We start from the raw sequence: 22,648 nt of genomic DNA, 5'->3' as shown, positions 1-22,648 counted from the left end.
CCACCCATACCCACCCACTGCGCACCCTGCCCCGGAAACACGAACACCGACCGACCCACCGGGCGGGCCGTCCCGGTGACCAGACCCGGCGCCGTGCCGCCCCCGGCCAGGGCGTCCAGGGCCGTGGCGGTGCCCACCACCACGGCCCGGTGCTCGAACACGGTGCGGGCAGCCAGAGCGCCCCCGACCGCCGCCGGGCTCACCTCGGGATGCACGGCGGTGAAGGCGCCCAGCCGACGCGCCTGCTCCCGCAACGCCACCTCGGACCTGGCCGACAGCGGCCAGAGGACCTGGTCATCCGCGCGGCCCCGGGGAGAGGGCGCGGCGGAGTCGGCCTCGGCGGGCTGTTCGAGGATGCTCTGCTCGATAATGACGTGGGCGTTGGTTCCACTGATGCCGAAGGCGGAGACGGCGGCCCGCCGGGGCCGCCCGGTCCCGGGCCAGGCGACCGGTTCGGTGAGCAGGCGGACCGCGCCGGAGGCCCAGTCGACGTGCGGGGTGGGCGCGTCCACGTGCAGGGTCCGCGGCAGTTCACCGTGCCGCATCGCCATGACCATCTTGATCACACCCGCCACGCCGGCGGCGGCCTGCGTGTGCCCGATGTTGGACTTCACCGACCCCAGCCACAACGGCTCCACCCGGTCCCGGCCGTACGTCGCCAACAGCGCCTGCGCCTCGATGGGGTCACCGAGCGTCGTCCCCGTGCCGTGCGCCTCCACCGCGTCCACCTCGGACGCCTCCAACCCGGCATTGGCGAGGGCCTGACGGATCACCCGCTCCTGGGAGGGACCGTTGGGCGCGGTCAACCCGTTGGAGGCGCCGTCCTGGTTGGTGGCGGAGCCGCGGACGACGGCCAGCACCTCGTGGCCGTTGCGGCGGGCGTCGGACAGGCGTTCCAGCAGCAGCAGGCCGGCGCCCTCGGCCCAGCCCGCCCCGTCGGCCGCGGCGGCGAAGGACTTGCTGCGGCCGTCGGGCGCGCTCGCCCCCTGCCGGGACATCTCGGTGAACAGCGTGGGTGCCGCGTTGACGGTGACGCCGCCGGCCAGGGCGAAGGAGCATTCTCCCGAGCGCAGCGCCTGAGCGGCCAGGTGCAGGGCCACCAGGGACGACGAGCAGCCGGTGTCCAGGGACAGTGCCGGGCCGAGCAGGCCCAGCTGGTACGCCAGCCGGCCGGACCCCACGCTCGACGCGGTGCCGGTGACCTGGTAGCCCTCCAGGTCGTCGGGGACCGGCCCGGCGGCGTAGCCGGTGGACCACATGCCGGTGAACACGCCGGTGGGTGTGCCCTCCAGCGTGGTCGGGTCGATACCGGCGTACTCGATGGTCTCCCACGCGGTCTCCAGCAGGATGCGCTGCTGCGGGTCCATGGCGAGCGCCTCGCGGGGCGATATCCCGAAGAACGCCGCGTCGAAGTCGCCGGCGGCGTCGAGGAAGCCGCCCTGGGACGTGCTCGACGTGCGGGGGCGGCTTCCCGTCGGGTCGTACAGGCGGTCGATGTCCCATCCCCGGTCGGCCGGGAAGTCGCCGACCGCGTCCACGCCGTCCGCGACCAGCCGCCACAGGTCCTCGGGGGTGCCGACGCCTCCGGGGAAGCGGCAGCCCATGCCGATGACCGCGATCGGCTCGTCCGTCGCGGCCGGGGCCGGGGCCTGCGGCGCGTCCTGCTCGCCGGACTCGCCGGACAGGTGGGCGGCCAGCCGTGCCGGGGTGGGGTGGTCGAAGACGAGGGTGGCGGGCAGTCTCACCCCGAGCGCGGCGGTCAGGCGGTTGCGCAGTTCCACCGCGGTCAGTGAGTCGAAGCCCAGGTCCTTGAACGCCTGCCGGGGGTCGAGCCGCTCGGGGGTGGCGTGTCCCAGCACCCCGGCGACGTGGGTGGTGATCAGCTCCAGCAGGTCGGTGCCGCCGGCGGGGGGCGCGGGTCGGGGGGCCTGCGGCCGGCGGTGGGCCTCGGGCAGGTCCCGCAGCAGCCGGCTCGGCCGCGCGTGGGTGTAGGCGCGGGCGAACTGTGCCCAGTCGGCCTCGGTGACGACCGCGAGGGCCTCGTCGTGGTCGAGGACGTCCTGCAGCGCGTCGAGTGCCCGGCCCGGGTCCAGTTCGCCGAGGCCGAGCAGGGTGCGCTGGCGCTGCACGGACTCCAGGGCCGCCATGCCGCCTTCGGCCCAGATGCCCCACGCGACGGAGGTCGTGGCGCGGCCCTGGGCGCGGTGCTGTGCGGCCAGGGCGTCGAGGAAGGCGTTGCCGGCGGCGTAAGCCGCGCCGTGGCCGTCGCCCCACACGCCCGCGGTGGAAGAGAACAGGACGAAGGCGTCGAGGTCCGGCAGGAGTTCCGCCAGGTTCGCCGCCCCGGCGACCTTGGCCATGATGACCTCGGCGAACTCCGCCGGTGTCGTGTCGGCCAGCCTGGTCGCCCTGATCACGCCGGCGGTGTGGAAGACCGCGCCGATGTCGCCGACGCGCTCGACGAGGTCCCGCAGGGCGTCCCGGTCGGCCACGTCGCACGCCGCCACGGTCACCCGCGCCCCGGCTGCCTCCAGTTCGTCGCGCAGGCCGGCCGCGCCCGGTGCGTCGGGGCCGCGGCGGGCGGCCAGCACGATGTGCTCCGCGCCCTGCCGCGCGAGGCGGCGGGCCACATGTCCGCCGAGCGCGCCGGTGCCGCCGGTGACCAGCACCGTGCCCCGCGGCCGCCAGGGCCGCGCGGCCGGGCCCGATGAGACCTTGCGGCGCAGCCGCTTGGCGAAGCGCCGGGTGCCGCGGATCGCCACCTGGTCCTCGCCCGTGCCGGCGAGCACGACGAGCAGCGCGTTCACGCTCTCCTCGTCGGGCACGGCGGGAAGGTCGACCAGGCCGCCCCAGCCGTGCGGGAACTCCAGCGCCGCGGACGCGCCGGTGCCCCACGCCAGGGCCTGGGCCGGGCTGGTGACCGGGTCGGTGCCCGAGGTGCTCACGGCGCCGCTGGTCGCGCACCACAGCGGGACGGCCGCCGTCCTCACCGGGTCCAGTCTGCGCACCGGGTCCAGGGTGCGGACCAGATCCAGGGTGCGGACCAGACCCGCCGGGAGCACCGGGTGGTCGGGGTGCGGCTCCTCGTCCAGCGCCAGCAGCGACAGCACACCGTCCGGCCCGGGCCGGGCGTCCCCGGTGTCGGCCGCGTCCCAGGTGTCGGCCACCGCGAAGCCACGTTCGCGCAGGGCCTCGGCCCACGGGTGCCCGGTCGTGGCCAGGACGAGCCAGCGATCCGGGTCCACCGGGGCCGCGGTACCGCTCATCGGCGCCCATGCCACCTCGTACCGCCAGTCGTCACGCACCGGCGGGGTCGCGGTCACCCAGTAGGGCTCGCGCTGGAAGGCGTACGTGGGCAGGTCCGCCCTGGGTGCGGTGCGGGGCAGGACCGGAGTCCAGTCGACGTCGGCTCCGGCGGCGTAGAGGCGTCCCGCCGCGGCGAGGAACTCGGTGAGGCCGCCGTGATCGCGGCGCAGCGTTCCGGTGGCGGCGACATCCAGCGCGGGCACCAGCACCGGGTGCGGGCTGACCTCCAGGAACAGGTCGTGGCCGTCGGCGGTGAGCCGGGCGGTGGCCAGGTCGAACCGTACGGGTTCGCGGAGGTTGCGGTACCAGTAGCCGGCGTCGAGGGCGGAGGTGTCGACCGGCTCGCCGGTGACCGTGGAGTAGAACGGGATCGCCGCCGAGTGGGGCGTGATGTCGGCCAGTTCGGTGAGCAGTTGCTCGCGGATCGCCTCGACCTGCGCGGAGTGGGCGGCGTAGTCGACGGGCAGGCGGCGGGCGCGGATGCCGTCGGCCTCGCAGGCGGCCAGCAGCTCGTCCAGCACGTCGAGGCCACCGGACACCACGACCGCCGCGGGTCCGTTCACCACGGCGGTGGTCAGCCGCTCGCCCCAGCGGGCCAGGTAGCCGGCAGCCTGTTCGAGGGACAGCGCGAGGGACACCATGCCGCCCCGGTCGGCGATGACGGCCAGTGCCCTGGACCGTGACGCCACGACCTTGGCGGCGTCCCGCAACGACAGCGCGCCGGCGACGTACGCGGCGGCGATCTCCGCCTGGGAGTGGCCGACCACGGCGTCCGGCTGCACGCCGTAGGACCGCCACAGGTCGGCCAGCGCCACCATGACGGCGAACAGGGCCGGCTGCACCACGTCGACGCGGTCCAGCGAGCCGTGGCGCAGTTCGTCGACCAGCGACCAGTCGGTGTACGGGGCCAGGGCGGCGGCGCAGGCGTCGATGCCGGCGCGGAAGACCTCGGACTGTTCGTACAGGTCACGGCCCATGCCCGCCCACTGCGCCCCCTGTCCGGGGAAGACGAACACGGCCCCACCGGTACGGGCCGGCAGTCCCGGCAGTCCCGGCAGTCCCGCCCGGAGCGCGGCCAGGCCGGACAGCAGGTCGCCCCGGTCGGCGCCGACCACCGCGGCCCGGTGCTCGAACCGGGTGCGGGCGGCCAGTGCGCGGCCGATCGCGGCGGCCGGGACGTCGGGGTGGGCGGTCGCGTACGCGTGCAGCCGCTCGGCCTGGGCGCGCAGCGCGGCGTCGGTCTTCGCGGACAGCAGCCAGGCGGTGGGGGCGGCCCGGCCGGCGGGTTCGGGAAGGTGGCCGGGGTCCGGGTCGGAGGACTGTTCGATGATCAGGTGGGCGTTGGTGCCGCTGATGCCGAAGGCCGAGATGCCGGCGCGGCGCAGGTGCCCGTGCTCCGGCCACGGCCGGGCCTCGGTGAGCAGCCGGACGCCGCCGGAGGCCCAGTCGACGTGCGGGGAGGGGGCGTCCACGTGCAGGGTTCGCGGCAGTTCGCCGTGCCGCATCGCCATGACCATCTTGATCAGGCCCGCGACGCCGGCGGCGGCCTGGGTGTGGCCGATGTTCGACTTCACCGACCCCAGCCACAACGGCTCGTCCCGGTCCTGACCGTAGGCGGCCAGCAGGGCGTGGGCCTCGATGGGGTCGCCGAGGGTGGTGCCGGTGCCGTGGGCCTCCACCGCGTCCACCTCGGACGCCTCCAACCCGGCGTTCGCCAACGCCTGACGGATCACCCGCTCCTGCGACGGACCGTTCGGCGCCGCGAGCCCGTTCGACGCGCCGTCCTGGTTCACCGCCGAGCCCCGGACGACCGCCAGCACCCGGTGACCGTTGCGGCGGGCGTCCGACAGGCGTTCCAGCAGCACCAAGCCGGCGCCCTCGGCCCAGCTGGTGCCGTCGGCCGCGGCGGCGAAGGGCTTGCTGCGGCCGTCCGCCGCGAGGCCGCGCTGGCGGGAGAACTCGGTGAAGCCCAGCGGTGTCGCCATGATCGTGACACCGCCGGCGAGCGCCAGCGAGCACTCGCCCGCGCGCAGGGCCTGGGCGGCCAGGTGGACGGCGACCAGGGACGACGAGCAGGCGGTGTCCACGGACAGCGCCGGACCGCGCAGCCCGAGGTGGTAGGCGACCCGGCCGGACGTGACGCTGGTCGCGACGCCGGTGAACAGGTAGCCCTCCAGGTCCTCCGGCAGGCCCGGCCCGGTCGCGTAGCCGGACGACCAGACGCCGGTGAACACGCCGGTGTGGCTGCCGCGCAGCGAGGCCGGGTCGATCCCGGCGTGCTCGAACGTCTCCCAGGCCGTCTCCAGCACGAGCCGCTGCTGTGGGTCCATGGCGAGCGCCTCGCGGGGCGAGATGCCGAAGAACGGAGCGTCGAAGCCGGCCGCCGCCTCCAGGAACCCGCCCCGGGTGATGTACGTGGTGCCCGCGCCGCGCAGTTCCGGGTCGTACAGGCCGCCCAGGTCCCAGCCGCGGTCGTCCGGGAAGTCGCCGATCGCGTCCGCGCCCTCCGCGACGAGCCGCCACAGGTCGTCCGGCGAGGCCACCCCGCCGGGGAAGCGGCAGCCCATCCCGACGATGACGACCGGGTCGTCGTGGGCGGCCTGGGCGGCGGGGGCCGGCCGGTCGCCGGGGCCGGTGCGCAGCCAGTCGATCAGCTCCGCGGGCGTCGGGTGGTCGAAGACGAGACCGGAGGGGAGGTGCCGATCCAGGGCGCCGGCCAGGCGGTTGCGCAGTTCGAGCCCGGTGACCGAGTCGAAGCCGAGGTCCTTGAAGGTGAGCACGGGATCGATGTCCGCGGGGTTCTCGTGGCCCAGCACGAGCGCGATCTGCGCGGTGACCACGGCGGCCGCGTCGACCGTGGTGCCCGACTCCGGGTCGCCCGTGTCCGTGCCGCCCGCCCCGGTGCCGCAGGTCTCCGGGCCGCCGTCCGGCCGGCCGGGCGCGGCGGTCTGCGCTGCGTGCGTGTGCCCGGCGGTCGCTTCGGGCAGCCAGTACGAACGACGTCGGAACGCGTACGTGGGCAGGTCGACCGGCGCGGCCTCGGCGACGGCCGGGGACCAGTCGACCGGCACGCCGGCCACGAACAGCCGGGACAGCGCCGTCAGGAAGACGTCCGGCCCGCCCCGGTCACGGCCCAGCGTGCCGGTGGCGACGCCGGGCACGCCGGTCCGCTCGCGGGCCTGTTCCAGGATCTGTTCGAGGGCGGGCAGCAGCACCGGGTGCGGACTGACCTCGACCACGACGTCGTGCCCGTCCGCCAGCAGTGCGGCGGTGGCCAGGTCGAAGCGGACCGGCTCGCGCACGTTGCGGTACCAGTAGCCGGCGTCGAGCTCCGTGGTGTCGTCGAGGAGGCCGCCGGTGACCGCGGAGTAGTACGGGATGGTGCCGTGCCGCGGCCGCACACCGTCCAGTTCGGTGTGCAGCCGCTCGCGGATCGCCTCGACGTGCGCGGAATGGGAGGCGTAGTCCACCGGGACGACGCGTGCGCGGACACCGTCCGCCGCGCAGGACTCGACCAGTTCGGACAGGGCCTGCGGGTCGCCGGACACCACGACCGAGCCGGTGGCGTTGACCACGGCGACCGTCAGCGTGCCGCCCCAGCGCGACACGTAGTCCTCGGCCCGCTCGGCGGACAGGGCCACGGACACCATGCCGCCCCGGCCGGTCAGCGCCACCAGCGCGCGGCTGCGCAGTGCCACGATCCGGGCCGCGTCGGACAGCGACAGCGCGCCCGCGACGTACGCCGCGGCGATCTCGCCCTGCGAGTGGCCGACCACCGCGTCGGGCTCGACACCGAAGGAGCGCCACAGTGCCGCCAGGGACACCATCACCGCGAACAGGGCGGGCTGCACGATGTCCACGCGGTCGAGCGGGGCGCCGTCCAGGACATCGGCCAGGGACCAGTCGGTGTACGGGGCCAGGGCCTGGGCGCAGTCGTCCATGGCGGCCCGGAAGGCGGGGTACGCGGCGTACAGCTCCCGGCCCATGCCGACCCACTGCGCGCCCTGGCCGGGGAACACGAAGACGGTACGGCCCGGGGTGCCGGCCCGGCCGACGGCGACCTGGACGGAGTCGAGCAGGACCGCGCGGTGCGCGAAGCGGGTTCTGGTGGTGGCCAGTGCGTGCGCGACCTCGGCGTCGGTCAGGTCCGGGTGGCTGCGCACGTGTTCGCGCAGGCGCTCGATCTGCGCTCGGAGCGCCTGCTTGGTCCGCGCCGTGACGATCCACGGCGCCGGCCGGGCCTCGGGGGCGGGCCGCCGGGCCGGCGGCGCGGCCGCGTCGGGCGCCTGCTCGACGATCACGTGCGCGTTGGTGCCGCCCATGCCGAACGACGACACGCCGGCGAGCAGGGGCACGTCCGGCCGCGGCCAGGGGGTCAGAGCGGTCTGGACCCGCAGCGCCAGCGCGTCGAGAGGGATGCCGGGGTTGGGGGTTACGTGGTTCAGGCTCGGCGGCAGTGCGCGGTGGTACACGCTGAGGACGGCCTTGAGCAGACCGACGATGCCCGCGGCGCCTTCCAGGTGGCCGACGTTCGTCTTGGCGGATCCGACCCGCAGGGCGCTGTCGGCGTCGCCGGACTCGGTCGGGTCGCGGTAGGCGGCCGCGAGGGCGGCGGCCTCGACGGGGTCGCCGACAGCGGTGCCGGTGCCGTGCAGCTCCACGTACTGCACGTCCGCGGGACGCACGCCGGCGCGGGCCAGTGCCTCGCGGATGACCTGTTCCTGGGCCTGCGCGCTGGGCACGGTCAGGCTCCGTGTGGCGCCGTCGTTGTTGACCGCGCTGCCCCGGATGACACCGTAGACGCGGTCCCGGTCGGCCAGGGCCCGGTCCAGCGGTTTCAGGACGAGGAAGGCGCCGCCCTCGCCGCGGACGAAGCCGTTGGCCCGGGCGTCGAAGGTGAAGCAGCGGTCGTCCGGGGACAGGCCGCCGAACTCCGCCGCTCCCTCCTCGCGGGCGGCGGTCAGGTTGAGGTTCACACCGCCGGCCAGGGCGAGCGCCGACTCGCCGCGGCGCAGGCTCTCGACCGCCAGATGCACCGCGACCAGCGCCGACGACTGGGCCGTGTCGACCGTCATGCTCGGTCCGCGCACACCGAGGAAGTGCGAGACGCGGTTGGCGATGACGCCCCGGTTGGTGCCGGTCAGCGTGTGCGGCGTGATGTGACCGGGGTAGGCCAGGGACGTGTAGTCCTCCCACATCGAGCCGACGAACACCCCCGTCGGGCCGCCCGTCAGCGTGCCCGGCACGATCCGGGCGTCCTCCAGGGCCTCCCAGGCGAGTTCGAGCATGAGCCGCTGCTGCGGGTCCATGCCGGCGGCCTCGCGGGGGGACACCCCGAAGAACGCCGCGTCGAAGCCGTCCACCCGGTCCAGGTAGCCGCCGTGCCGTACGCCCTGCCGGCCCACGGGCGGCGCGGTGATCGCGTCGGCCCCGTCGCACAGCAGTCGCCAGAACGCCTCCGGATCCGGGGCTTTCGGCAACCTGCCCGCCATTCCGATGACAGCGACACGATCCGCGTCCGGATCCAGGGGGAAGCGCATCACATCGACACCTCGTGAGCCGGGGAATGAAGGAAGGCGGGGTGTTTCCGTAGCAGTCCCGATGGTGCGGCTCCCGCCGCGCGAGCGGCCGGAGCATCGAGCGCGCGCGGGCAGCCCGGCGACCCGGTGGTATCCGAACCCGGACTCGACCGCGCTTCGGGCGCCTGGATCAGTGGAGCGGTTCTCGAAAGCGACAGCGTTGGCGACGCTCTTCGAGGAAGACGCGCTGGTGAGCTGAGCGTGGGGGGCGAGGCGATGATCGTCCCGCCGCGCAAACGAGGATGGCAGCAACATCACGCCATCGCCATAGGCCAGGCGAAGGCTGGCTCAAACGAAGCACATCACAACGTCATATGCCTGGCATGCGCCTGCGTGACAGGGGCACCGTGGCGAGATCCGTCCCGTGCTGCCGGTGCGGTCACGGAAACGCGTCCATGCCCTGCACCGCCACGACCGGGCCGGGTTCATGGGCACCGTCGACGCCGCCGGTGACAACGCCCTAGAATCCCGTTCGCACTCGCGCAGAAGAACGTCCTCGACCGTCATCCGGCCACCCGGGAAACCTCCGCGCGGCGGTCACGACCCAGGATCGAGCGAACCGACCACCGGCGCCGCCGACAGCTCCGGCTGAACCGTTCGACCCCCATCGACTTCGAGACGATCGCGAAGCGCCACCGCCCCCGGCGGCACACAACCCAGCTGTCACCGATCCGTGCATCGTTCCCGGCCGTTCGCGCCCGGCACCCGGTGCCCGAACCTGGTGACATCCAGTCAGGAGGCAGCGATGCAAGCCACGTTTCCCCTCACCACACCACACCACCTCGACAACGAGCCCGAAGCCGAGGCTCTGCTCGCGCAGGCTCCGGTCGTCCTCGCGACGATGGGTACGGCAGACGTCTGGCTCGCCCTTTCCTACAAGGCGGTGCGCCAGGTTCTGAGCGACAGCCGGTTCAGCCGGGAGGCGGCCACACGTCCGGGCGGCTCGCTGAAACTGTCCGTCGCCGCCGACCCGTTACTGGTCTCCAGCCTGGACGGCGAGCGCCACGCCCGCCTGCGCAAGCTGATGTCGCAGGCGTTCAGCCCACGCATGGTCGATCAGCTCGAACCACGCGTGCAGTCCATCGTGGACTCCTTGCTCGACTCCCTCGACCCGACCGCGGATCTTGTGGCAGGTCTCTGCGCTCCACTGCCGTTGATGGTCATCTGCGAGCTGCTCGGCGTGCCCTACTCCGAGGCGGAGGCCATCCGTCGGTGGACCAGACGGCTGTTCGTCACGGACATCACGTCGGACGAACTGCGGGCCGCGCAGCGCGAGATGCAGGACTGGCTCGCCGATCTGGTGCGTCAGAAGCGGGCACGGCCGGACGACGGGTTGATCTCGGCGATGGTCGCCGCCAACGACGAGGGCGACCACCTCACCGAGCCCGAGCTGCTGGCCAACCTCGAGGGCCTGCTGATCGCCGGCCACGAGACGACTGTCAACCAGCTGGGCAACTCGTTGCTGACCCTGCTGCGTCACCCGGACCAACTCGCGCTGCTGCGGTCGTCACCGGACCTGATCGGACCGGCGGTCGACGAACTACTGCGCTACAGCAGGCTTTTCACCTCGGCCGAGGTCCGGGTCACGACCGAGCCCGTCGATCTGGAGGGCGTCGAACTGGGGGCGGGCGAACCGGTGTTGCCGGTCATCGTCGCGGCCAACCGCGACCCCGGTGTGTACCCGGATCCCGGCCGCTTCGACATCACGCGCGAAGGACCGGCAGCGCACCTCGCCTTCGGGCACGGACCGCACTTCTGCCTCGGCGCGATATTGGCCCGCCGGGAGATGCGGGTGGCGATCGGGTCCGTGGTGAAACGGTATCCGGGACTGCGCCTCGCCGTTGACGAGTCCGAGCTCACCTACGTGCCGGAACTGGTCTTCCGCGGCCTGCAGGCGTTGCCGGTCACTTGGTGATCCGTGGTCTCTCCCGGCGGTTCAGCGGTGTTCGGGGTTCTCGAAGTCGAAGCGGCAGCCGGCGTCCCACTCGGAGCGCTGGTTGCCGTACGCCGGGATGCCGCCGGCGTCCTTGAGCATGCGGGCCAGGTGGAGCTGGTTCCAGGCCATGAAGGTGGTGTTGCGGTTGGTGAAGTCGTTCTGCGGGCCGCCGGAGCCCTCGTCCAGGTAGGACGGCCCGGGGCCGGCCTCGCCGACCCAGCCGGCGTCGGCCTGCGGCGGGATGGTGTACCCGAGGTGCTGCAGGCTGTAGAGGACGTTCATCGCGCAGTGCTTGGCGCCGTCCTCGTTCCCGGTGATCAGACAGCCGCCGACCCGGCCGTAGTAGGCGTACTGGCCCTCGGAGTTGAGGATCGACGAGCAGGCGTACAGCCGCTCGATGACCTGCTTCATCACCGAGGAGTTGTCCCCCAGCCACACCGGGCCGGCCAAGGTCAGGATGTCCGCGCTCATCACCTTCGAGTAGATGACGGGCCACTCGTCCGTCTCCCAGCCGTGCTCCGTCATGTCGGGCCAGACGCCGGTGGCGAGGTCGAGGTCCACCGCGCGCAGGACCTCGACCTCGACGCCCTGGCGGTCCAGGATGCCGGTGCTGACGTCGATCAGGCCCTGGGTGTGGCTGCGCTCCGGGGAGCGTTTCAGCGTGCAGTTGATCACCAGGGCTCGCAGGTCGCGGTAGGACGTCGGCGGTTCCGACATGGCGGCGTCTCCTTCGTGCGGGCCGGGCGCAGCGGTGGCCGGTTCCGGCTTCCGCAGCCGCTCTGCTGCTGTTCCCTCCCACTTCAGCAGAGCTCGGTCGCCTCTGCCCGGCGCGTTCGGCCGGCCGTTTGACGGGGCGGGTGCCCTCGGGGTGGAGGGTGGGTCCGCGGTTCCCAGGGAACGGGGTTCCCTTCCCGGGGCCGGAGCGCTCGCGAACGATCTACGGCATGACCATCACCTCCCCGGCCTCCAGCCGTCGGGCCCGCACCCGCCCGGTTCCTCCGCCGCGGCGGACCGACGGGCAGCGTTTCTGGCCGACCGTCGCCGCCGTCGCCTCCGCCGGCCTGATGCTGCCGTTCTCGGTCACCGGGGCCGCGGTGGCCCTGCCGAGCATGGCCTCACAGCTGGGCGCGTCGGTCGGCGGCGCGCAGTGGATGCTCAACGCGTTCACCATCGGTTTCGCCGCGCTGCCGCTGGCGGCGGGTGGCCTGGCCGACCGGTACGGGCGGCGGCGGGTGCTGCTGGCCGGGATCACCCTGGTCGGGGTGACGTCGCTGTTGGTCGCGCTGGCGCCGTCGATGGCGCTGGTGGACGCCGCCCGGGCGGTCCAGGGCTGCGGGGCTGCGGCGGTGCTGGCCTCGGGGGCGGCGGTGCTGGCCCACGGCACCTCGGGCCCGCGCCGGCGGCTGGCCTTCGGGATCCTGGGCACCTCCTTCGGTACCGGGCTGGCGATCGGGCCGCCGCTCGCCGGGGCGCTGGTGGCAGGGCCCGGCTGGCGGTCCGTGTTCCTGCTGGTCGCGGCGGTGGCGCTGCCCGCCGGGCTGCTCGCGGCCCGCGTGCCGGAGTCCCGTACGTCCTGGGCCCCCGGCGCCGGCCGGCCGCCCCTGGACGTGGCCGGGCCGGCCCTGTTCACCGCCGGACTCGCCGCCCTCGCCTTCGCTTTCGCCAGGGCGACCACCGACGGGTGGGCGGCGCCGGCGCCGCTGGGCCTGTTCGCGGCCGCCGTCCTGCTGGTCCTGCTGTTCGCCGTGGTGGAGCTCCGCCGGGCCGACCGGGCCCTGTTCGACGTCCGCCTCTTCGGCCGGCCGGAGTTCCTCGCCGTGGTCTGCCAGCCCTTCACGGTCACCCTCGGTTTCGTCGTCCTGCTCGTCTACCTGCCCACCTACCTGCAGGGCACGGCGGGCCGCGGCACCCTGGACAGCGGCCTGCTCCTGCTGCCGATGACCGCGCCTGTGCTGCTCCTGCCGCTGGTCGCCGGGCGGCTGGCCGAGCGCACCTCGGTGCGGGCCGTCCTCACCGCCGCCTCGGTGCTGATCGCGCTCGGCGCCCTGCTGCTGACCACGCTGGACGGCGGCTCCTCTTGGGCCCGGCTGGCCCTGCCGCTGCTGCCGTTCGGCGCGGGTGTCGGGCTGGCCTTCGGGGTGATGGACGACGCGGCCGTCGGCACCGTCCCGGTGGAGCACGCCGGGGCCGCCGCGGGCATCTTCAACACGCTGCGGATCACCGGGGAGTCCGTCGCCGTCGCCGGCGCCGCGGCCCTGCTCACCTCGCTCACCGCGGGCCGGCTGCGGGCGGGCGGCCTCGGCGGCGCCACCGCCGCCGATCTGGCCGGGCAGGCCGTGGTCCGGGGCCAGGTGCCGCCGGGGCAGCGGGCCGCGGTGGCCGAGGCCTTCACCGGCGCCTTCCACACGGCCGGGCTGCTGCTCGCCGCGCTGTCCGCCACCGGCGCGCTGCTCACCTGGCGTGCGCTCAGGCCGGGTTCGCATCGGTGACGGGGGCGACAGCGGTGACGGAGGCGGGCTCGGTGACGGAGGCGGTGCCGGCGGTGGCACCGGCCGTCGCTGCGGCCGCGGGGGCGGCTGCGGGCGCGGCTGCGGGGGCAGCGAGCCGCCGCAGCGCCCGCTCCGCCGAACTGCCGGGAGCGGCCGTGTAGACCACCAGGAGGTGGTGGTCGGCGCCGGGCACCTGGAAGGTCTCGTAGCCCAACTCCACCTCGCCGACCGCCGGATGGTGGAAGCGCTTGGCGCCGTGGGACTTCTCGTGCACGTGGTGGCTCGCCCACAGCGTGCGGAACTCGGCGCTTCCCAGGGAGAGTTCGCCGACCAACCGGACCAGCTCCGGGTCGTGCGGCCGGCGCCCGGCGGCCATCCGCAGGATCCCGACCGTGGTGCGCGCGGCCTCGTCCCAGTCGGGGTGGACCGCCCGGGCGTGCGGGTCGAGGAAGATCCGCCGGGCCATGTTCCTTTCGCGCGGCGGGAGTCGGGGGAAGTCGGCGAGCAGCGCGGCGGCGAGCGCGTTCCACGCCAGGACGTCGTTGCGGTCGTTCATGATGACGGCCGGGGTCAGCGGCATCGCCTCGACGACCAGTCGCAGGGCCGGGCGCAGCGTCTCCTCCGCGCTCCTGCGGCCCGCTTCCTTCCGGGCCCGTACCGCCGCGCGCCGGGGTGGCCGGGCCAGGTCGCGCAGGTGGGCGCGCTCGGCGGGGCCGAGGAGCAGGGCCCGTCCGAGGGCGTCGAGGACCTCGTCGGACGGGCGGTCGGCGCGGCCCTGCTCCAGTCGCACGTAGTAGTCGGTGCTCAGCCCGACCAGTTCGGCGACCTCCTCGCGGCGCAGCCCGGGCACCCGTCGGCGTCCGGTCGGGGGCAGGCCCGCGTCCTCGGGCGAGACCAGCGCCCGCCGGGCCCGCAGGTAGTCGCCGAGGCGGTTCGGGGTCATGATCGAGTCGGCCATGCGTGTCAGTATCGCCGCACGTCGCGGGGGTGCGGGCGCCGAAAGGTGGCCCCGTCGCACCCACCCTCGGCGGCGCCGCTCCCCCGGCGCAAATTCGGTGGCCCGCACGCGGCCGCCGCTCCTACAGTGTCCGCCGGATCGACAACCTCCACAGGAGCCCGGACATGCGCGTGCACTACCCCCGGACTCCGCATCTGCCCTGGTCACCGGGGGCGGCGGCGGACGACGTACGGACCGGGGACCTCGGCGCGCTGACCGGCGCGGAGGTCGTCGTCACCGAGAAGCTCGACGGCGAGAACACCACCCTCTACCCCGACGGCCTGCACGCCCGCTCGCTGGACTCGGCCCACCACCCCTCCCGTGCCTGGGTGAAGCGCCTGCAGGGCCGGGTCGGCGGGCGGATCCCGGACGGCTGGCGGATCTGCGGCGAGAACCTGTTCGCCCGGCACTCGATCCCGTACACCGACCTGGAGAGCTGGTTCTACGGCTTCTCGGTCTGGACGGACCGCGACCACTGCCTGGACTGGGACGACACGGTCCGCTTCCTGCGCCGTCTCGGCATCCCGTCGCCCCGGGTGCTGTGGCGCGGCCGCTTCGACGAACAGGCCCTGCGCGCAATGAAGTTGGACCTCGACCGGCAGGAGGGGTACGTCGTCCGGACGGTCCGGGGCTTCCCCCGGGCGGAGTTCGGCGAGCGGGTCGCCAAGTGGGTCCGCCCGCACCACGTGCGCACCGACACCCACTGGATGCACGCCGCCGTGGTGGAGAACGGGCTCGGCCCGAGTGCCGCGCTGTGGGCCGTACGGTCCGGCGCGTTGCCCGAACTGCCCGCACTGGCCGACGCATTGGGCCTGCCGGAACTTTTCCCTCCTGAACGGTCGCGCCTGCCCGAGGAGTTGGCGGAGGAGTTGGCGGAGGTGTCGGCCCGGCTGGACGAGCTCGGCCGCGGCGGGGACGCCCGGCTGGCCGGGGTCCTCGCCACCGCGCTGCGCGCCGAGCGCCGGCAGTCGCTGGCGCCGCGGCTGGCCGGGCCGCTCGGCCTGCCGCTGGCCCGGCGGATCGCCGACCTGGTCGGGCTGCACCCCGGCCTGCACCGGCCGTACCCGGACGAGGAGCGCCACGCCGGGCTGGCCCGGCTCTCCGCCGCTGCCGACCTCGGGGTGCTGCACGCCGTCGCCGCGGCCACCGCTCCCGGAGCGGCGGAGCGCGAGCAGGTCGCCTGGTCGGCGCTGCACGCCGAGGACGCCGGGCTGCTCGACGGAGCGCCGCTCGCCCGGCTGCGCACCGGCCTGCGCGAGGCGCTCGCCGGCCTCGACCGGGACGCCGCCGACCGCTGCTGGGCGCAGGCCCGCGAGGCGTTCGCGCTCGGCCGGATCTCCGGCGTCGAGGAGGCGGTCGCCGCCACCTGGCGCCGACGGGACGGCGGTTTCCCGCGGCTGGTGCACCTGTGCGGCCCGTCCGGCAGCGGCAAGAGCAGCTTCGCCGCCGGGCTCACCGGTGGGCCCGGCGGGCCCACCGGTACGGCCGCCCGGATCAGCCTGGACGACCTGCGTGCCGCCCGGGGCTCGCGCGCCGACCAGCGCGACAACGCCGTGGTGCTGCGCGAGGGCCTGGCCCGGCTGGACGCGGCCCTCGCCGCGACCGGCGTCGACGGCGCCGACGGCGCGGTCCCCACCGTCGTCTGGGACGCCACCTCCCTCAACCGGCAGCAGCGCTCCCACGTCCACGCCGTCGCGCAGCGCCGCGACGCCCTGGTCACCCAGGTGGTGCTGGTGGTCGACGAGGACGAACTGCGGCGCCGCAACGCCGTACGGCCGCACCCGGTGCCGGCCGACGTGCTCACCGCGCAGCTGTACCGCTTCAGCCCGCCCTACCCCGGCCAGGCGCACCGTACCTGGTACGTCGGTGCGGGTGGCACCGTGGAAGACACGGCGGGCACGCTCGACGCCGAGGAGGACTGAGCACCGATGCGCCCCATCGAACAGATCTGCCAGCGCATCCGCTGGGACGCCCGGTTCGACCCGGCCCGGTTCACCCTGGGCGTGCGCCAGCGCGACGACCGCACCGAGCGCGTCCCGCTGGAGGCCTTCGCCGCGTCCGGCGACATCCCCTGGCACCGGGTGATCCGGGTCGAGGCCGACGGCGTGGTGGTCTGGGACCGCGCGTCCGGGGTGGATGTGCTCGACCGCACCGAGGCCGGGCGCCGCACCGACCCGCGCCGTCTGCGCTCGCCCTTCTTCGCGGCGACGGCCCCGCACGCCTGGCGTTCGGACGCCTGGCAGCCGGACGGCGGCCCGCGACCGGACGGTGCCGGGTGGTCCACGGCTCCGGAGGGCGCCCGGGCGACGGCGGCCGGAGCCGGCGCCCCGGCCGTCACGGACCTGCGCGTGGTCACCTGGAACACCCTGTGGGACCGCTACGACGCCGACCGGATCGCCACCGCCCGCCGCCGCCCGCTGCTGCTCGCCGCGCTGGAGGCCGCCGACGCCGACGTCATCGCCCTGCAGGAGGTCGAACCGACCCTGGTCGCCCTGCTGCTGGCGGCACCCTGGGTCCGCGCCGGGTACACCCTCAACGCCGACCCGCTCGGGCGGGACGTCGACGAGCACGGCCTGCTGCTGCTCAGCCGACTGCCGGTCCTGGAGGCCGGCCGACACGCCCTGGGCCCGCACAAGGCCGTCGCCGCGATCACCGTGGAGACCGGCGGCGAACCGCTGACCGTCGCCGCCGTCCACCTGAGCAGCGACCACTCGACCGACGGCGCGGCCCGCCGCGAGGCCGAACTCGGAGGATTGGCTGAGGGGTTGAGCGGCATCGAGGGCGAACTGCTGCTGCTCGGGGACTTCAACGACGCCCGTTCCGGCGCCTCCGGCCCGGCCGCCGCCCTCGGCCTGCGGGACGCCTGGACACAGGTGCACGGGCCGACCGACGACACCCCCACCTTCGACCCGACCGCCAACCCGCTCGCCGCCGTCTCCTCCCTCACCGGCCGCCCAGGACGCATCGACCGCGTCCTGCACCGCGCCGACAGCACCCGCGTCACCGCCGCCGCGCTGCTCGGCGACCACCCGACCGCCGACGGGCTGCACCCCTCCGACCACTACGGCGTGGCCGTGGACCTCAGCCTCGGCGGAGCGGACCGGGCGGCCGGCGAAGCACCGGACTTCCTCGACACCGCGCCCACCGCCCGGACCGCCGTCGCCTGGCTGCCGCCCGAGGACCTGTGGCCACCGATCCAGCAGCTGCGCACCGCGCACGACCCGCAGCTGCGCCGCTGGCCGCCGCACGTCAACCTGCTGTTCGGCTTCGTCCCCGAGGCCGAGTTCGACCGCGCCCTGCCGTTGCTGGGCGCGGCCGCCGCCGAGGTGGCACCGTTCACCGCGCGGCTGGACGGCGTGCACACCTTCGGCCACCGCGAGGACGCCACCGTCTGGCTCGACCCGGCCGCCGCCTCCGCCGAGCCCTGGGCGGCGCTGCGGCACGCCCTGGAACGCCGCTTCCCCCGCTGCCGGGGCCGTGCGGAGGGCTACACCCCGCACCTGACCCTCGGACGCAGCACCGACCCGCAGCGGGTGGCCGCCGAGTGCGCGGCCCGGCTCGCCGGGGCGCCCGTCCGGGCCCGGGTGGGCGAGCTGGTGGTGCTCTCCCGCCGGGGCACCGAGCCGATGCGGCCGCGCGCCGTGATCTCGCTCGGGACGGGCGAGGTGCGCCCGGTGCCCGAGGAGCCGGTCGTCCCGCTGCGCCCGGAACCACCCCGCCGGACCGCCACGGCGACGGCGCTGGCCCGGCGGATCGCGGCGGCGCTGCCCGACGGCGCGGTCCGGGTCGTCGGCTCGCGCCGGCTGGGCTGCCAGTTGGACGGCGCCGACCTGGACCTGGTGGCGGCGCTGCCCGGCCCGGCCGACCTGGCCGGCGTCCGTGCCCGGATCGCGGCCGCGCTGCCGGACGCCCGGCAGCTGCGCGAGGTGCGCGGCGCCCGGGTGCCGGGCCTGCGGCTGGAGGCGGACGAGCTGTCCGTCGACCTCGTCATCGTCTTCACCGGACCACTCGACCCCGCCCAAGCCGTCGCCCGCCGTGGCGAGTTGGGCGAGTCGGCGGCCGTCGCGCTGAGCGCGGTCACGGACGCCGAGGCGATCCTCGCCGCACTCGGCGGCCGGCACGCCCGCTTCGTCCGACTGGCCCGCCGGGTCAAGGCCTGGGCCCGGGCGCGCGGCCTGGACTCCGCTCCGTTCGGCCAACTGCCGTCGCTCGCCTGGTCGGTGCTCGCCGCGCGCGTCGTCCTGGACGCCGATGACACCGCCGGCGCCACCGCCGGCGCCGGCGCCACCGCCACGGACGAGGCGGACAGTGACCTCTTCCGACAGTTCACCGAGACCTGGGCGAGCTGGGACTGGCGCCAACCCGTCTCCCTCTTCACCGATCTGACGGAACATCAGAACGACGACCCGGTCGCTGTCCTCACCCTTTCCGCACCGATCCGCAGCTGCACCACTCAGGTCAGCGCCGGCACCCGCGACCTGCTCACCGAGGAGCTCTACCGCGCCTGGGAGCTCACCACGGAGAGCACCGACCCCTGGCCCGCCCTGCTCGCCCCGCCCCCGCTCCACCGTCGCCACGCCGCCTGGGCGGTGGTCACCACCCCGGAGGAATCCGCCGGGCCGGTCCGCGGCCGCCTCCGCACCCTGCTGGCCGCCCTGGAGGAGGCCGGTGCCACCCACCTCCACGCCTGGCCGCACCCCTACCGGACCTCCGACGGCCTCACCCACCTCGCCATCGGCCTCGGCCCCGCCCCGCTCCCCGCCGACCGGCTCGCCCCCATCGCCGCCTCCTGGTGCCGCCACCTCACCGGCGTCCACGTCCGGCACGTCGAGGGCGGCGCGGTCCCCACCCTCACCCGCTGAACCCCACCCGGAGGCGTCGGACGCCTGGACATTCGCGCGCAAATTTTGCCACGGTGAATGGCAGCAGCCGCGCCACCGCCCATGCGCCCGACGCCTCCTGGGAGTTTCCCCATGCCCTTGACGGACCGCTTCGCCGACCACGTCGCCTGCTACCTCGGCCAGAGCGTCTTCTCCGACCCCGGCGCCCACGTCACGCACTTCGCCGGCCTTCCCACCGATCCGGCCCGGCTCGCCGCCGTGGCCCGCAACGTGATGATCCACCGCCTGGAAGGCCCGCTGTTCGACCACCCCATCGCGCAGGACCGCCTCCACCACGACGCCGAGACCCGCTACCTCGACGGCATCCTCCGCCTCATCACCGACCGCGATCCCGCCCCGCTCACCCACCCCCGCGCCCCGGCCGACCGTTTCGTCGGCATCTGCCGCGACTTCGCCCTCCTCCACTGCTCGATGCTGCGCCACCTCGGCGTCCCGGCCCGACTGCGCTGCGGCTTCGCCGACTACCTCGGCCCGGACGGCTTCCACTGCGACCACGTCGTCACCGAGTACTGGGACGACGGACGCGGCTGGCTGCTCGCCGACCCGCAGCTTGCCGACCCGAGGATCGCCGCCGCCTGGCGGGTGGACTTCGACCCGATGGACGTGCCGCGCGACCGCTTCCTGGTCGCCGGGCGGGCGTGGCGCGCGATCCGGGCGGGCCACGCCGACGCAGCCGCCTTCGGCGTCCACCCGCCGGAGGAAGGCCCGCTCAACGGCGAGCGGTTCGTCGCGCACTACGTCCGCCTCGACCTCGCCGCCGTGAACAAGGTCGAGACGCTCCTCTGGGACACCTGGGGACCGGACCCCGCGGACGCACCGCTCGACCCGCTCGACCCGCTCGACTCGTACGACCCGTACGACCGGGCCGCCCTGCTGACCGAGGGCGCCATCGACCTCCCCGCCGCCCGGAGGCTGTTCACCGAACACGACGCGCTCCGAACGCCGAGGACCGTCCTCACCATGGCCCCGTTCAACGGCCCGCACGAGTCCACCCTGCGCCCGCATCCGTCCGACACGCCCGCCTGAGGCCTGTTCCGGAGCGCATCGAAGGTGCACCTGGTGGGTCCGTCCGGTCGAAGCCGGGCGGACGCCCACCGCTCGAGGCTGGGCGGCCGGCTCCGGAGTGGTGCACCGGATGCCGCGTCGGCGCGGACAGGCCCGGTCCATGGTCCGCAGGATCGTCGCCGAGGCCGTCCGGCGGCACCTTCCGGACGGCCGCATCCCGTCTGGCCGCTGCGGCCGTTGCGGGCCGGCCCGGATCTGCGGCCGGACGCCTTGGCGCCACCGGCGACGGAACCGCCCGTGGATCGTCCGCCAGAGGCCGTACCTCGGCGGTCAGCCCGCTTCCAGCGCCTCGGCCCGCTCGATCAGCTCAGCCGCGATCTCGTCCCAGTCCGGGCCGTGCAGCCTCAGGCTGTCGGCTGCCTCCCGCATGAGCGCCGGCTCGTCCGACCGCTGAAGGAGTAGTAGCCGGTACGCCAGATTCCGTATCCGGACCGGCAGGTAGCCGTCGACGAGGTGCGGGCAGTGCTCGCGCAGCATCGTGAGGATCGCCTCCGCGTCGGCGAACGTCAGCTCCTCGATGAAGGAGGCCTCATCGTGTGCGCGGTCGCACGGCGGCGTGGGTCGGTACTCGTCGCCGTAGAGGCACCGGGCGTGCTCCGTCAGAGTGCTGTGCATGGACGGGAGCCTATGACGGGCCGGTCGCGGCCGGAGGGTCAGGCGAGCCTCACCTCCGCGAGCCGCACCGCCCGGTCCGCGGAGGCGGGATCCAGTGCCGCCTACCGAGTGTCCGCACCCCGGCACGCCAGCGCGCCGCACTGACGACTCCCCGGCCGGACCAGGCCACTCGCTCCGGATTGGCCCGGTACGCCGCACCCGCCGCGCACTACGCTCGGGCGCACAGTCGATCAACGGAGAACCCCATGCACCCCGGACTCGCCGCCGACCTGGCGCGGTTGCCCGAACTCCTGGAGGAGACCCGGCAGCAGGCCCTCGCCTTCCTCGCCGGCCTCGACGAGCGGCCCGTCGTCCCCCAGGCCCGGGCGCACGCGCCGGTACAGTCCCGCACCCAGGCGCAGCCGGACCCGACCGACACCGGCACCGACACCGACACCGGCACCGACCCCGGCACCGGCACCGCCCGCCCGGCGGGGCTGGCCGAGACGGGCGGCGGACTGCCGGCGGCTCTGGCGGAGTTCGCCGAGCGGTGGGAGCCACGGCTGTCGGCGAGCGCCGGACCGCGCTACTTCGGCTTCGTGACCGGCGGCGCGACCCCGGCGGCACTGGCGGGCGACTGGCTGACCTCCGCCGTCGACCAGAACTCCAACTCCTCGCTGGACCCGGCCGGTCAGCACCTGGAACGGGAGACGGTCGGCTGGCTGCGCGAGCTGTTCGGGCTGTCGCAGGCGCACCACGGCACCTTCGTCAGCGGCGCGACCATGTCGAACACGGTCGGCCTGGCGATCGCCCGCGAGTGGCTGGGCGAGCGGCTCGGCGTGGACGTCGCCGAGGACGGGGTCGGCGCGCTGGGTCCGGTCCGGGTGCTGTCGGGCGGCGCGCACTCCTCCGTCTCCAAGGCGCTGTCGGTGCTCGGCCTGGGCCGGACGGCGCTGCGGAGCGTGCCGCTGCTGCCCGGGCGGGAGGCGGTGGACCCGGCCGCGCTGGAGCGGGCGCTGGCCGACACGGACGGGCCGTGCGTCGTGGTGGCCAACGCGGGCACGGTCAACACCGTCGACTTCGACGACCTGCGGGCGATCGCGGACCTCCGCGAGCGCTACGGGTTCTGGCTGCACGTGGACGCCGCGTTCGGCGCCTTCGCCGCGCTGTCGCCGGAGCACGCGGAGCTGGTGGCCGGCCTGGACCTCGCCGACTCGGTCTGCGTCGACCTGCACAAGTGGCTCAACGTGCCGTACGACAGCGCCGTGCAGTTCACCCGCCGCCCCGACCTGCAGGCCCGGGTCTTCCGGAACTCCGCCGCCTACCTCGCCCAGGTCGGCGAGCACCCCGACCTGGTCCACCTCACCCCGGAGAACTCGCACCGGCTGCGCGCCCTCGCGGCCTGGTTCACGCTGCGCGCGTACGGCCGCTCCGGTCACCGGGAGATCGTGGAGCGCAACATCGCGGGCGCCCGGGCGCTCGGCGAAGCGGTCGGGCGGATCGACGGCCTGGAGCTGCTCGCCCCGGTCCGGCTGAACGTCGTCTGCTTCACCCTGGCGACGGATCCCACCCCGGAACGCCTCGCCGCCCTCGCCGCCGATCTGGCCGACGAGGCCTTCCTCACCCCCACCCGCTACGCCGACCGGCCCGCCCTGCGCGCGGCGTTCAGCAACTGGCGCACCACGGAGGCGGACGTCCAGCGGACGGCGGAGGCGCTGGCCCGGGCCGTCCGGAAACCGACCGGCGGCCGGTGACCGGCCGCCGGTCCGAAGCCGACTGCC

General features: G+C 74.9%; 10 protein-coding genes. 6 read left to right on the top strand and 4 right to left on the bottom strand.

The annotated features are described in order from the left end of the window. The coding region (locus AB0Q99_RS18250; RefSeq protein WP_363572888.1) for an SDR family NAD(P)-dependent oxidoreductase at window positions 1-8,786 on the bottom strand (8,786 nt) is incomplete at its 3' end. A gap of 844 nt (window positions 8,787-9,630) precedes the next feature. On the opposite strand from AB0Q99_RS18250, the gene AB0Q99_RS18245 reads away from it, so the two are divergent. Continuing rightward, window positions 9,631-10,800 carry a cytochrome P450 gene (locus AB0Q99_RS18245; protein ID WP_363572886.1) on the top strand — a complete coding sequence of 390 codons (1,170 nt, stop codon included), beginning with the start codon at window positions 9,631-9,633 and terminating at the stop codon, window positions 10,798-10,800. Window positions 10,801-10,821: 21 nt separating this feature from the next. Here the strand turns inward: AB0Q99_RS18245 and AB0Q99_RS18240 are convergent, their stop codons facing one another. Next, window positions 10,822-11,538 (bottom strand): flavodoxin family protein, encoded by a 717-nt coding sequence (locus AB0Q99_RS18240; RefSeq protein WP_363572884.1) that lies wholly within the window; start codon window positions 11,536-11,538, stop codon window positions 10,822-10,824. 227 nt (window positions 11,539-11,765) lie between these two features. Between AB0Q99_RS18240 and AB0Q99_RS18235 the strand changes: the two genes are divergently transcribed. Further along, entirely contained in the window at window positions 11,766-13,310 is a 1,545-nt protein-coding gene (locus AB0Q99_RS18235; RefSeq protein ID WP_363572882.1) for an MFS transporter, read from the top strand. Here AB0Q99_RS18235 and AB0Q99_RS18230 read toward each other — a convergent pair. Continuing rightward, window positions 13,288-14,268 (bottom strand): helix-turn-helix transcriptional regulator, encoded by a 981-nt coding sequence (locus AB0Q99_RS18230; protein WP_363572880.1) that lies wholly within the window; start codon window positions 14,266-14,268, stop codon window positions 13,288-13,290. The genes AB0Q99_RS18235 and AB0Q99_RS18230 overlap by 23 nt on opposite strands. A gap of 164 nt (window positions 14,269-14,432) precedes the next feature. On the opposite strand from AB0Q99_RS18230, the gene AB0Q99_RS18225 reads away from it, so the two are divergent. The 3 genes from AB0Q99_RS18225 to AB0Q99_RS18215 all read left to right on the top strand — a co-directional run bounded on the left by AB0Q99_RS18225 (window position 14,433) and on the right by AB0Q99_RS18215 (window position 20,234). Next, window positions 14,433-16,229, top strand: coding sequence for an RNA ligase family protein (locus AB0Q99_RS18225; protein WP_363572878.1), 1,797 nt, complete (start codon window positions 14,433-14,435; stop codon window positions 16,227-16,229). A 6-nt stretch (window positions 16,230-16,235) separates the two neighbouring features. Next, a complete protein-coding gene (locus tag AB0Q99_RS18220) occupies window positions 16,236-19,169 on the top strand; it encodes an RNA repair domain-containing protein (protein WP_363572876.1) in 2,934 nt (977 codons plus the stop codon). A gap of 111 nt (window positions 19,170-19,280) precedes the next feature. Next, a complete protein-coding gene (locus tag AB0Q99_RS18215) occupies window positions 19,281-20,234 on the top strand; it encodes a transglutaminase-like domain-containing protein (RefSeq protein ID WP_363572874.1) in 954 nt (317 codons plus the stop codon). Window positions 20,235-20,543: 309 nt separating this feature from the next. Here the strand turns inward: AB0Q99_RS18215 and AB0Q99_RS18210 are convergent, their stop codons facing one another. Beyond that, window positions 20,544-20,888: a hypothetical protein gene (locus AB0Q99_RS18210; RefSeq protein ID WP_363572872.1), complete on the bottom strand. Its 345-nt coding sequence runs from the start codon at window positions 20,886-20,888 to the stop codon at window positions 20,544-20,546. A gap of 245 nt (window positions 20,889-21,133) precedes the next feature. On the opposite strand from AB0Q99_RS18210, the gene AB0Q99_RS18205 reads away from it, so the two are divergent. Continuing rightward, window positions 21,134-22,621 carry a pyridoxal-dependent decarboxylase gene (locus AB0Q99_RS18205; RefSeq protein ID WP_363572870.1) on the top strand — a complete coding sequence of 496 codons (1,488 nt, stop codon included), beginning with the start codon at window positions 21,134-21,136 and terminating at the stop codon, window positions 22,619-22,621. The last annotated feature ends 27 nt before the right edge of the window (window positions 22,622-22,648 follow it).

This window comes from Kitasatospora sp. NPDC086791, assembly GCF_040685975.1.
Classification (GTDB): Bacteria; Actinomycetota; Actinomycetes; order Streptomycetales; family Streptomycetaceae; genus Kitasatospora.
Note: the sequence above shows the minus strand (reverse complement) of the source record. Positions and strands in the feature narration are given on the sequence as shown.

Excerpts from the sequence above, each read along its gene's own strand:
- AB0Q99_RS18245 (WP_363572886.1), top strand. The coding sequence starts at position 9,631 with ATGCAAGCCACGTTTCCCCTCACCACACCACACCACCTCGACAACGAG.
- AB0Q99_RS18225 (WP_363572878.1), top strand. The coding sequence starts at position 14,433 with ATGCGCGTGCACTACCCCCGGACTCCGCATCTGCCCTGGTCACCGGGG.
- AB0Q99_RS18235 (WP_363572882.1), top strand. The coding sequence starts at position 11,766 with ATGACCATCACCTCCCCGGCCTCCAGCCGTCGGGCCCGCACCCGCCCG.
- AB0Q99_RS18230 (WP_363572880.1), bottom strand. The coding sequence starts at position 14,268 with ATGGCCGACTCGATCATGACCCCGAACCGCCTCGGCGACTACCTGCGG.
- AB0Q99_RS18240 (WP_363572884.1), bottom strand. The coding sequence starts at position 11,538 with ATGTCGGAACCGCCGACGTCCTACCGCGACCTGCGAGCCCTGGTGATC.
- AB0Q99_RS18220 (WP_363572876.1), top strand. The coding sequence starts at position 16,236 with ATGCGCCCCATCGAACAGATCTGCCAGCGCATCCGCTGGGACGCCCGG.
- AB0Q99_RS18210 (WP_363572872.1), bottom strand. The coding sequence starts at position 20,888 with ATGCACAGCACTCTGACGGAGCACGCCCGGTGCCTCTACGGCGACGAG.
- AB0Q99_RS18215 (WP_363572874.1), top strand. The coding sequence starts at position 19,281 with ATGCCCTTGACGGACCGCTTCGCCGACCACGTCGCCTGCTACCTCGGC.
- AB0Q99_RS18205 (WP_363572870.1), top strand. The coding sequence starts at position 21,134 with ATGCACCCCGGACTCGCCGCCGACCTGGCGCGGTTGCCCGAACTCCTG.